Source organism: Myxacorys sp. (genome assembly GCF_059501405.1).
On sequence record NZ_JCACCM010000172.1, the window covers coordinates 84,521 to 95,963 of the forward strand.

11 protein-coding genes are annotated in these 11,443 nt (G+C 49.5%); 9 read left to right on the plus strand and 2 right to left on the minus strand.

The features are described from left to right. Window positions 1-42: 42 nt before the first annotated feature. The 8 genes from AC5I6P_RS24630 to AC5I6P_RS24665 are packed head-to-tail and all read left to right on the plus strand — an operon-like array spanning window position 43 to window position 5,625. Window positions 43-939: a hypothetical protein gene (locus tag AC5I6P_RS24630; RefSeq protein WP_495696413.1), complete on the plus strand. Its 897-nt coding sequence runs from the start codon at window positions 43-45 to the stop codon at window positions 937-939. 27 nt (window positions 940-966) lie between these two features. Beyond that, complete coding sequence (gene gvpN / locus AC5I6P_RS24635; protein WP_495696414.1) at window positions 967-2,292, plus strand: gas vesicle protein GvpN; 1,326 nt, start codon at window positions 967-969, stop codon at window positions 2,290-2,292. Beyond that, a complete protein-coding gene (locus AC5I6P_RS24640; protein ID WP_495696415.1) occupies window positions 2,289-2,702 on the plus strand; it encodes a gas vesicle protein in 414 nt (137 codons plus the stop codon). The genes gvpN and AC5I6P_RS24640 overlap by 4 nt, the downstream gene beginning before the upstream one ends. Before the next feature lie 20 nt (window positions 2,703-2,722). After that, window positions 2,723-3,277, plus strand: coding sequence for a gas vesicle protein K (locus tag AC5I6P_RS24645; protein WP_495696416.1), 555 nt, complete (start codon window positions 2,723-2,725; stop codon window positions 3,275-3,277). Between the two features lie 41 nt (window positions 3,278-3,318). After that, on the plus strand, window positions 3,319-4,083 hold the full coding sequence (gvpF, locus tag AC5I6P_RS24650; RefSeq protein WP_495696417.1) for a gas vesicle protein GvpF: 765 nt from the start codon (window positions 3,319-3,321) through the stop codon (window positions 4,081-4,083). Window positions 4,084-4,096: 13 nt separating this feature from the next. Next, window positions 4,097-4,336, plus strand: a complete 240-nt coding sequence (locus AC5I6P_RS24655) for a gas vesicle protein GvpG (RefSeq protein ID WP_495696418.1) — start codon at window positions 4,097-4,099, stop codon at window positions 4,334-4,336. A 30-nt stretch (window positions 4,337-4,366) separates the two neighbouring features. Continuing rightward, window positions 4,367-5,005, plus strand: a complete 639-nt coding sequence (locus AC5I6P_RS24660) for a DUF2301 domain-containing membrane protein (protein WP_495696419.1) — start codon at window positions 4,367-4,369, stop codon at window positions 5,003-5,005. Window positions 5,006-5,037: 32 nt separating this feature from the next. Continuing rightward, entirely contained in the window at window positions 5,038-5,625 is a 588-nt protein-coding gene (locus AC5I6P_RS24665; protein ID WP_495696420.1) for a Uma2 family endonuclease, read from the plus strand. Window positions 5,626-5,662: 37 nt separating this feature from the next. On the opposite strand, the gene AC5I6P_RS24670 is transcribed toward AC5I6P_RS24665, so the two are convergent. Together AC5I6P_RS24670 and AC5I6P_RS24675 are read right to left on the minus strand one after the other, a co-directional pair. Next, window positions 5,663-6,688: an HD domain-containing phosphohydrolase gene (locus AC5I6P_RS24670; protein WP_495696421.1), complete on the minus strand. Its 1,026-nt coding sequence runs from the start codon at window positions 6,686-6,688 to the stop codon at window positions 5,663-5,665. 300 nt (window positions 6,689-6,988) lie between these two features. After that, complete coding sequence (locus AC5I6P_RS24675; protein WP_495696422.1) at window positions 6,989-9,664, minus strand: DEAD/DEAH box helicase; 2,676 nt, start codon at window positions 9,662-9,664, stop codon at window positions 6,989-6,991. Between the two features lie 307 nt (window positions 9,665-9,971). Here AC5I6P_RS24675 and dnaA point away from each other — a divergent pair, with 307 nt between their 5' ends. Continuing rightward, on the plus strand, window positions 9,972-11,345 hold the full coding sequence (gene dnaA / locus AC5I6P_RS24680; protein ID WP_495696423.1) for a chromosomal replication initiator protein DnaA: 1,374 nt from the start codon (window positions 9,972-9,974) through the stop codon (window positions 11,343-11,345). Window positions 11,346-11,443 lie beyond the last annotated feature (98 nt).

The following is an 11,443-nucleotide window of genomic DNA, read 5'->3' on the forward strand; positions in this document are numbered from 1 at the left end:
TCCTTCGATTTTCTCAAAACGTAGATAGAAAGTCTGCTAGTTATGATGACTTTAAAAACGTCCTGGCGACAACAGCAACAACAGCGACAACAACATGTTATCCAACGCCGTCAACACGTCGCTTCAACCTTAGAGAACATTCAAACCCATCGTCAAGAAACTGCCTCTGAGCTTCGCTGCGATCTCAGTTTGTTTCGAGACAGTTTAATGAGAAATGGCGCGATTTCTCGTCAGGAGCGTCAACGCGATCGCACCGAGTTGCATCATCAGACTCAAACATTTTTACGTCAAGCCCGCGATCGCAGACATGTTCAAGCCCAAGAAAGCGCTCAGCAACTCGCTGCCTTCGTCACTCAACTCCGAGCAGAAACGTCAGAATTTTTAGCGCTCACTCAGGCCAACCGCGAACTAACGGCACAGCAGTTAGCGTATGATTTAGCGGCATTTCGGGCGGCTTTAGATCAAGCATCAATCCTCCTTCGCCAAAAGATTCGAGCCGATATTCAAACGTGCCAAACTGAAACTTCTTTACTGTTAGAAGCAGCACATCAACAGCGAATTGCAACTCGAATTCAGCTTGATCAAGAGTTAGCCGCCGTTGCCGACCCAGTGCAACCTGCGCCCCCAAGCATCGAACCTCCAGAAAGAGCAGATGTACGTGTGGGGAATGCAAAACAAAGTGCTGAGCAAATTCAACCGAGTGCTGCTAAACCCGCATCTCCCATCCAGCCTGCCCCTGCTGTTCTTTCAGAAGAGCGGCTTCAAGAAGAGCGAATTTTTCAATACATCGATCTCATGCAAAGCGTGCGGCTGACCGAGCTTGAGACATCGCTCAGTATGAGCCGCTTTCAGGTCGTTGAGGCACTGCGATCGCTGATCCAAAAGGGCATGATTACCCAGCGCGATCGCATGTATTGCGTCTCAGAAGAAGTTTGTTAAGGTCGTTTGTTTTAGGAATTACTCACTGTGACTACTGTTCTCCGTGCAAGCCCCCGTCGGTTCGTCAGTACTCCCTCTGTAGAGCGGATCGCCCTTCGAGCGTTGCGCTATCTTCAATCTGGTTTTTCGGTGCATCTGCGCGGCCCTGCTGGAACAGGTAAAACAACGCTGGCATTGCATTTAGCCGATTTATTGACTCGTCCAATCATGCTGATCTACGGAGATGACGAGTCGAGATCGTCGGATTTGATTGGCTCACAAGCAGGCTACACGCGCAAAAAAGTAGTGGATAACTTTATCCATAGCGTTGTTAAGGTCGAGGATGAACTGAAGCATAACTGGGTTGATTCGCGGTTGACGATGGCGTGCCGGGAAGGATTTACGCTGGTTTACGACGAGTTCAACCGATCGCGTCCCGAAGTGAATAACGTTCTGCTTTCAGCGCTCGAAGAAAAGCTGCTTGTGCTGCCGCCGACCAGTAATCAGACGGAATATGTCCGCGTCAATTCGGACTTTCGGGCGATTCTCACCTCTAATCCTGACGAATATTGCGGCGTGCATGGTACGCAAGATGCGCTGATGGATCGGCTAGTCACCATTAATATCCCAGAGCCAGACGAACTGACTCAGCAAGAAATTTTGAGGCAGAAGACCTCCCTCGATCGTGCCAGTGCCACTCTCATCGTGCAACTCGTTCGAGCCTTTCGTGCCGAATCGGGAGTTATGGCTTCCGGGTTGCGCTCTGGTGTCGTGATTGCCAAGGTGTGCCATGAACATAATATTCCGGTGTCTCCCAACAATTTGGACTTCCAGGAAATTTGCTCAGATGTATTGCTGTCGCGCTCAGGATTGCCATTGGCGGAATCAACAGAATTGCTATTGCAATTAATCGGTCAGCTTAAAACGAGTGAATCGATTGAGCAAGATGAAATTAACGCTGAAAGCAATTTCATTTCGGAAGAAGCAGAAACTTCTATCAAAAAAGATGAAATTTACTCTGAACAGATTTTTCCAACATTAGAGATAGAAGATGATACGCCAATTGTTAGTTCTGAACCATCGATAGAGCTAACGCTAAACGAACAGCTTGTTGAATTACTAAAAGAAATTCCTGTAATTCAAGAAGAAGTAGACACTGAGTTAGAAGGAATTGCTTTTGAAGCATTTTATGAATCCCGGATCTATCAGTATCTGATTGAGATGGATGGAGCAGGGCTGTCAGATTTAGAAAGCGAGTTTGGTCTGTCTCGTACTCAAGTTTTAGATGTTCTACGGACTATGACGCGGAACCGTCAAGTGATCCACCGCGATCGTAGGTTTTTTGCCATCGTTCGTTCTGAGGTTGAAGTATGAGTTCAGCAATGCCCGCAAGAGCTTCAGCATCTGGAGGGCGCGAGGCTGGAACGACGATCGCAACGTCTACTCAAGGATCATCGTTAGCCGATGTTCTAGAACGAGTCCTAGACAAAGGCATTGTGATCGCAGGGGATATTTCTGTGTCTGTTGCTTCGACAGAACTACTAAATATTCGCATCCGATTACTGATTTCTTCTGTCGATAAGGCCAAAGAAATCGGTATTAACTGGTGGGAAAACAATCCGCACTTTAGCGCTCAATCCAAAGAACTGAATGAAACGAATCAACGTCTCCTAGACCGAGTTGAAGCGTTAGAGGCAGAACTAAAATCGCTTCGTCAAGCCTCCGTTCAGAAATTGCCTCAATCTACGTCCGGATCCTTAGAATCGCTTCTAAAGGACTTATAAACCTTCTAAACAATGTTCTCTTGTCTGCTTCGCCGAGATTGGTCGAAGGGATTAAAGACAGAAAACCCGCTTCTAGTCGAAATCTGCTGTTTGGCGTAATCTTCAACCCCCTAATTAGCCCCTTAATTGTGTCTTCTGAACTTTCTCCCTCTCCCGCAAAAGCTCGTCCTGACGCTGGCTTAGCCCCCTTGCTGCTGACCGTGGTTGAACTCGTTCGGCAACTGATGGAAGCTCAAGTAATTCGTCGCATGGATGAAGGGTGCTTAAACGACAATGATCTCGATCGCGCTGCCGAAAGCCTACAAAAGCTCGAAGAACAAGTCGTTCATCTCTGCAATTTTTTTGAAATTGACCCAGCCGAGTTGAACGTCAATCTTGGTGAAGTGGGCACTCTATTGCCTAAAGCTGGAAGCTACTACCCTGGCAAAGCCTCATCTAGCCCCTCCATTTTGGAACTGCTCGATCGCTTGCTCAACACAGGTGTAGTGCTTCAAGGCAACGTCGATTTAGGACTCGCTCAGCTAGATCTCGTTCACGCAAAACTCCAGCTAGTTCTTACGGCAAAGCCAATTTAAAAGTCAAATCACACTCTGTTTCATTTGCCCCAACCTAACCCATGACCTACGGACTCTATCTCTACGGCATTTTCCCCGCCCCTGGCCCTGCTCTTGATCTTGAAGGGCTGGATCACCAGCCTGTGCAAACGCAGGTGATCGATCGCTTTGCCTTTCTCTACTCAGCCGCCCAACAAGAACGCTATTTGGCCAGTCGGCGTAATTTGCTCGGACATGAAAAAGTCTTAGAGCAGGCAATGCACGCGGGATATCGAACGCTCTTGCCGCTTCAGTTTGGCTTGACTATTGAAACCTGGGACACCGTGACAGAGCAGCTCATTACACCGCATCGTGAGAGCCTTGAGCATCTGTTTGAGACACTGTCAGGATACCGTGAGGTGAGCATCAAACTTTTCTGGGATAGCAACGCTGAGCTTCAGGCACTGATGGCAGAAGACGCTAACCTCAGGGAAAAGCGCGATTTCTTAGAAAGTGTGCGGAGCAGTCGCTCAGACGGCAAATCGCTCAGCATGGATGAGATTGTCCTGATTGGACAAGCGATTGAGAAAGCGATGAGCGATCGCAAGCAAACCATCATTCAAGCGTTCCAAGATAGCCTTAATCCCCTTGCGATCGCGCGGGTCGAAAATGAGGTACTGACCGAGATGATGATTTACAACACGGCCTATCTCATTCCTTGGGAGGCCGAAGCCGAATTTAGTCAACAAGTCGAAGCCTTAGATCATCAATTCGACTCGCGGCTAAAAATTCGCTACAACGACTTCACCGCGCCCTACAACTTCGCTCACCTCGACCAACTCACCTAATTACACCCGTATTATGGTTCTGCGTGCCCTTTTCGCTCCGATTACTGGCCTCGCTTGGATTGCTGAACAAATTCAAGAACGCGCCGCTGCTGAATTAGATGATCAGGAAAATTTGAGCAAGCGCTTGCTAACGTTGCAGTTGGCGTTTGATATGGGAGAAATCGCTGAAGCCGATTTTGAAGTGCAAGAAGAAGAATTGTTGCTAGCAATCCAGGCTCTTGAAGATGAGGCACGTCAAGCCGCAGTACAGTAGGATCAAGCTGTAGAGTTGAGAGCGTAATCTATGGTGTCTCAAACGGCTGAACCTATTGTTTATCAAGGACAATTTGGAGAATTTACGGTAGATGACCACGATCGCAGAGGTGTCGTGGTCTACCGAGGTGGCTTGATGGTGGCGGCGGTAAGTTTTGCAATTGCCACTCTTCTTGTCTTTCTCCATGCGTCCCCAACTACAATCACTGCTTTATACTGGCTCTTCTGGGCGGCGCTGGGCGTTAGCTTATTCACCATTCACATCTATCTTGCTCCACTACATCGAGCATTGCAGGCATTTTGGGCAACGGGTGGCATAGCCTCTTTGGCAATTGCGGTGCAGAGTGCAGAACCGCTTGCGCTATATGTGTTCCATCATGCGATCGCTATTCTAGGAGTCGGATTCACCTTCGCCGCCCTAACCGGGATTTTCTTCAAAGAGGCAGTTTGCTTCAATCGTCTAGAAACCAAGTTTCTCACACTGCTCGTTCCAGTTCTGCTTTTAGGACATCTGAGCGGATTGCTTTCTGTGCAGTGGGAGCAAGGGTTACTAGGCGCATGGGCTGTCCTATTTTTGGTCTTTGCGATCCGCAAAGTCATTCAGCCAATTCCCCCAGATATCGGTGATAAAAGCGTGTTTGAATATTTAGCAAAAGAACGAACCCGCTAATTTTTGTCCTACACAGGAGCGCGATCGAGTCTATGACCAACGCTGCACCGCGATCGAAGGTAATGACCTTTGAAGAGTACCTCGCTTATGACGACGGCACAGACACTCAGTATGAATTGGTGGATGGAGAACTAGTCGAAATGCCGCCAGAATCCGAAGAGAACGCCAATTTAGCCCGATTCCTCTACAGTGTGCTGTTGCAGCATTTCCCGTTTTATCTCATTGGGCACAAAGACCTCGAAATCGAAGTGAGCGGACGCAGAGCTAGATGCCGCTTACCTGATTTGATCGTGCATACCGAAGAATCGCAAGCAGCGCTGCTGGGCACAAAACGCGCCACGATTACTCGCGACATGCCGCCGCCTGCATTGGTGATCGAAGTCGTTTCGCCCGGTTCAACAAATCGTACTCGTGACTATCGACACAAGCATACGGAATACGCGGCTAGGGGAATTGCAGAATATTGGATTGTTGACCCGGAAGAACGTCAAATTACCGTATGTAAGTGGGTAGACGGTGCTTATGAGGATACGATCGTAAGGGGACGCGATCGCCTCGAATCTGAAATTGTTTCGTCGTTTGCCTTGAGCGCTGATCAGGTGTTCGCAATGAAAGTCTAAAGAACCCCATTAACCCGTAAACTCGCGTTGGCCTAGGTTAACGTCCTGCCCGGACGTACTTTTGAAACCAGTTTGGGGTCAAGCTTGAGCGCTCCATCTCTGTCGCTTGAACAAACTCGCTAAACCTCACAAATAGCTCAGGATTGCGCCATCCGCGCTGTACTTCGTCGGCAATTATTTCCAGTGCGTCTTGAGGTGAAAATGCTTTTTTATACGGGCGCTCATTCGTCAACGCATCATAAATATCGGTAAATTGAAAGACCTGCGCCAAAAAGGGAATAGTATGCCCTACCAGTCCATCCGGGTAGCCCGAGCCATTCCAACGCTCATGATGGTGGCGAATGATTGGCACAACTCCACGCATTGTTCGTAACGGTAAACAGATTCGCTCTCCAATCAGAACGTGCTGTTTCATAGTCTGCCATTCTTCGGGCGTCAGCCGTCCTTGCTTCAGCAACACCGCATCAGGAATGCCGACCTTGCCAATATCGTGGAGGTAGCCGCCCCACATCAGATCTCGGACCTCCGATCGCGCTAAACCCAAAAACTCTCCAAACGCTTTGCCCTGAAGAACCAGCCGTTCACAATGATCGCCCGTATTTGGATCTCGGCTCTCGACAGTACGAGCGATCGAAAATAAAACTTGTTCAGCATGATCAAGGTCTTCATTCAAACGCTTTTGCTGAACCAGAGATTTGACTCGCGCTGAAAGCTCTAATCGATCAAACGGTTTTGTCAAAAAATCATCGCCGCCCGCTTCAATTCCGCGCAAGCGATCGCGGCGATCATCAAGAGCGGTGATGAACACGATCGGTGTGAGTCTCGTATGCTCATCTCCCTTTAAGCGACGGCACACTTCATACCCGTCCATCCCTGGCATCATCACATCTAGCAGGATCAGATCGGGCTGAATTTCGGAGACTCGCGCTAAAGCTGCCTCGCCGCTTTCTGCTTCAATTACGTCATATCCCTCAACAGAGAGAAGCGCCACAGCCGCCAAGCGATTGGAAGGATGATCATCAACAACAAGTATTTTGGGGCGCTCCAAGTCCAGGTCATTCACGGCGCGAAGAAAACCTAAATTACTGAACGAAAAATGATTGAATAATTAAGCGATTAACTAAAGTAGAACTTGCCTAAACTTTGGGTTACACGGCTAAGGCGCACAAAGCTGAAGCAGCATTCTTGCCCCAGTATGGGCAATTAGAGGAGAGGATCAATCAGGGTTTCTACAGAGAATCTAAAGGGAATCTAAAACGCTTCTTAAGGGTAGTGACGGTCAGAAGGGAATAGCCTGACTCTAGAGAACCAATATCAGCCGGAGTCTTTAGCGAACAAGGGCATTGGGGAAAGGCCGATTCGCTTACTCGATGACTTCATTAACTGGGAAGCGATCGAGGAGTTGAATCGCACGGATTGCATTTGTTCTTAGGGCCTCTGGAATATGAGGAACGTGGGGAATTTGCGATAGAAAATCCAAGGTTCGGCGTAAGATCCGGACGATATCCCCTTCATCTAAGCTGGTATTGCTGCACAACTCCAGCCAATCAATGCCGAGCGCCCACTGTTCGATTAATCCAATCAATTCGTCTTCAAGCCAGACTGGTAGGGCGACCTGATGCCGTCTTTGAAGTTGGAATAGCTGTCGCCGAATGCCCCGTAGTTCACTAAGAGCGGTAAGGACTTCTTCTGAAATGTCGTATCGAGTCCAGCTATCGGGGCGCGATACTTCGGTGACGAGGGCAGCGCAGGCAGTGGCGAGATGATGCGGATCGAGGTGGTCAAGTTCACCTGACATGAGCGACAAGCCAAGCCAGAGTTCGTTGTCTCCCCGAATGGCAGCGGTAGCTTGACCAAGGGCCGTTGGTTTTAGGTCATCAAGGCAACCAAAGCTCTGCAGAATGTCAAGCAAGGCTAGGAATTCTTCCCAGTGACGTTGGGTTTGGCGTCCAAATTTGGCTTGTCGATCGTCAATTTCCGCTTGCAAGGTTTGAATCCGCTTTTGACGTTTGAGAATCTGAGCGCGATCGCCCCACCGATTGACAGGATGCGCTTCGATTTGGGCTTGAACGGCCTTCATGCGCTGCTCTTGGGCATAGACTTCTGGCGCATCATTATAACCAGGCACGTCGGCAATCTGAACCGCAATCTCTTCGGTTTGCTCGCTTCCTCGGCAAGAATGACCTGATTTAAGAACCAGTTGAGATGGCGGTTCGATGGCATCAACCACAGCAAGGCGAGGTATGTCGCCATGGAGTTGCGCGACATCTCCCACGGTAACGACATACCACCGATTGTTCTGTCCTAAACAGATCAAATAGGGAAACTGCCCTGCGCCCTGGACCTTCGAGACCAGCACCGCAGGCAGACGCTGAGGCAGACGAACGGCATCACCTCTGAGCGTGAGAAAGGTTCCCGCCACTGCAAACGACAGCGCGATCGCAAGTTCTGACGCCTGCATCTCGTCCGCCTGACTCTGCAACGTTTTGAGCAGCCGCTTTTCTTCTTTGAGCCGCTCTTGCAGTTTTTCGTATTGGTTCAGCAGTTTCCAATCGACGGCCGCGATCGCGGCTTGCTGTTGGGTCAGCTCGCTTTTACAGCGATCGATTTCTTCTTGTTGGGGACGCAAATAGAGCGTCGATAAGTACTGTCCGAAACTGCGCTCAATCAGTTCTTTTGCTTCCTCAATCGTGTGAGTTTGCAGCAGATTGAGCACCATGCCATAGCTGGGTGTGAACTGGCTGACGAGGGGATCGGCTCCAGACGTGGCGAGGTAAGCCGCTTCTTTTGAGCCTTCAAACGGGGTTTGTACGGTCACAACATAGCCCTGTTTATCCATGCCGCGTCGTCCCGCGCGTCCTGCCATTTGCAGAAACTCAGAAGGGTTGAGTAAACGATGGCCCGCGTCGGTTCGTTTAGATAGGCTGGAAATCACGGTTGTTCGAGCAGGCATGTTGATCCCAGCTGCCAACGTCTCAGTGGCAAACACAACTTTGATTAGTCCGTCCTGAAATAGCTCTTCGACTAAGCCTTTCCACGCCGGGAGAATGCCGGCATGGTGCGCCGCGATCCCCCGGTAAAGAGGTTCGATTTGTCCCGCTCGCCCGGCTTCGGGGTTGCGATCGAGAAACTCATCAATTCTTGATTTGAGCCGGGCTGCTTCCCCATCGTTCACTAGCGACAGGTCGCCCAGCGCTTCTACAGCTTTGTCACAGCCTCGACGGCTAAAAATAAAGTAAATAGCAGGCAGCATATCTTTTGCCCGCAGCTGACTCAGAGTAAAGGCAAGACTCGGCGCTTCTGGTCGGGGTGCGCCGCGTGGGTTCGCTCCTTTCGGACGATACTGGCTCCGTTTGGGTTTGAGTCTCGGGTTGATTCGTTTTCCACTGTCATCTAAAAGTGGAAATAGCCCTTTTGGATTGCAAAACGAGAACCCAAGCGGCACAGGACGAAAATCTGAGTAAATTAGCTCAGTCGGTCCATGAACGTGATTGATCCAGTCCGTCAGTTGGTCGCTGTTAGCAACAGTGGCAGACAACGCGACAAGCTGAATTTCTGACGGGCAGTAAATAATCGATTCTTCCCACACCGTCCCGCGCTGGCGATCGTTCATGTAGTGGCATTCATCCAGCACCACCGCTTCGACGCCCGTGAGCGACGTTCCTACCTCACCAATAGGCGTGCCATACAGCATGTTACGAAAAATTTCAGTCGTCATTACCAGAATCGGAGCCTCTCGATTGATCGAGGTGTCTCCGGTCAGGAGACCCACGTTCTCGGCTCCAAACTCGTCGCGAAAATCCCGGAGCTTCTGGTTCGACAGCGCTTTCAGTGGAGTTGTGTAGAAGACACGCTTTCCCCCCGCCAAGGCTCGGTGAATGGCGTACTCTCCAATCAACGTTTTTCCTGATCCTGTCGGCGCACAGACCACAACTGACTTTCCGGCTTCTAATGCCGCGATTGCTTGGAGTTGAAACTCGTCTAGCTCAAAGGGAAAAATCGTATGGAGGTCAAGCCGGAAGGAGGGGGCAGTGTTCACAGGGCTGAAGGATGAGGGTAGGAGATGAAAAACGTAACGAATGTTGATTAAAGGAATTCTAAATTCTGATCCTAGCTTGATTCCTTAAGTTCTAGCCTCAAAAGATGAAACTCCTCGTGCAAAGCATTGCCGCCGTTCTGCTTCCTGACTCATCCCTTCTCGCGAAAGCGGGACACTGCATTCCTTCTTAGCGTTACCGCAGGCGTCCCTTGTTTCGGTTTTACAAATCGCATTTTCCCTAAGCGAAATACAGTAAATTAGTCTATGCTTTAGTCCTTCTGTGAAAACTGGTGAGACGAGGTTTGCCGTGGAAATTGCGATCGATACATTCTGGTCTCAGGTTCTCGACCGTCTCCAACTCAAGCTCAGTCGTCCCACGTTTGAGGCCTGGATTAAAACGTCCACCCCGGAAGAACTGACCGAAACGTGCTTGGTGCTAAGAACGGCGAATCCGTTTGCCAAGAACTGGCTGCAAAAATATTACATGCCAACCATTATCGAGGTGGTTCACGATATTTTGGGGCGTCCGGTGGAGATTCAGATCAAATTTGTTCCGGGTGCAGATGGCACGATCGGTGATGAGGCGGAGTTGTTTTATCCATTCACCCTTGATTCTGCGCCCCTAGAACCGTTAGCACCGCAGGCGACAAATTCTGACCTCAATTCTAAGTATGTCTTTTCTCGCTTGGTTGTGGGTCCGAATAATCGGATGGCTCATGCGGCGTCGCTGGCAGTGGCAGAATCTCCGGGTAGAGAATTTAATCCACTGTTTCTCTGTGGCGGAGTAGGACTCGGCAAAACTCATTTGATGCAAGCGATCGGGCACTACCGACTCGAAATTTGCTCAACGGCAAATATTTTTTATGTTTCAACAGAAAAGTTTACAAATGATCTGATCACGGCAATCCGCAAAGACAATTTGCAAAGCTTCCGGGATCACTACCGGGCAGCAGACGTCCTGCTGGTCGATGACATTCAGTTTATTGAGGGCAAAGAATATACTCAGGAAGAGTTTTTTCACACGTTTAACACGTTGCACGAAGCAGGACGGCAGGTTGTTCTCGCTTCAGACCGACCGCCTAACCAGATCCCACGCTTGCAAGAACGGCTATGTTCGCGCTTCTCGATGGGCTTAATTGCCGACATTCAGCCACCCGATCTAGAAACCCGGATGGCCATCTTGCAAAAGAAAGCTGAATACGAAAACATGCGCTTGCCCCGTGAGGTGATTGAATACATCGCGTCAAGCTATACCTCTAACATTCGGGAACTAGAGGGGGCGTTAATTCGAGCCGTCGCCTATATCTCGATCGCAGGGTTGCCGATGACGGTTGAAAATATTGCGCCTGTGCTAAATCCGCCCGTTGAAAAAGTGGAAGCGTCTCCTGAAGCAATCATTGCTTCGGTGGTTGAGGCGTTCGGAGTGTCGGTTGAGGATTTAAAGGGAAATTCTCGCCGTCGAGAAATTAGTGTGGCAAGGCAAATTGGCATGTATCTCATGCGCCAACACACTGATCTAAGCTTGCCAAAAATCGGTGAGGTCTTTGGCGGCAAAGATCACACCACGGTTTTGTATAGCTGCGAGAAGATGAAAGATCTTAAAGAAAGCGATCCCAATATGGCGCAGACCTTGAGACAACTAAGCGATCGCATTAATCTCGCTAGTCAAGGACGCAAATAATCAGCGACCTCAAATCTATAAATTTTGTGGCTGTAGGACGCAAGGGTCATGTTCTAGACCTGTGGAATCAGGAATAATGGAGGAGTCAGTTTCAAACT

Bases quoted from the DNA above. Each gene is read 5' to 3' on its own strand.
- AC5I6P_RS24665 (WP_495696420.1), top strand. From the start codon at position 5,038: ATGACCAACGCTGCACCGCGATCGAAGGTAATGACCTTTGAAGAGTAC.
- AC5I6P_RS24655 (WP_495696418.1), top strand. From the start codon at position 4,097: ATGGTTCTGCGTGCCCTTTTCGCTCCGATTACTGGCCTCGCTTGGATT.
- AC5I6P_RS24660 (WP_495696419.1), top strand. From the start codon at position 4,367: ATGGTGTCTCAAACGGCTGAACCTATTGTTTATCAAGGACAATTTGGA.
- gvpF (WP_495696417.1), top strand. From the start codon at position 3,319: ATGACCTACGGACTCTATCTCTACGGCATTTTCCCCGCCCCTGGCCCT.
- AC5I6P_RS24630 (WP_495696413.1), top strand. From the start codon at position 43: ATGATGACTTTAAAAACGTCCTGGCGACAACAGCAACAACAGCGACAA.
- AC5I6P_RS24640 (WP_495696415.1), top strand. From the start codon at position 2,289: ATGAGTTCAGCAATGCCCGCAAGAGCTTCAGCATCTGGAGGGCGCGAG.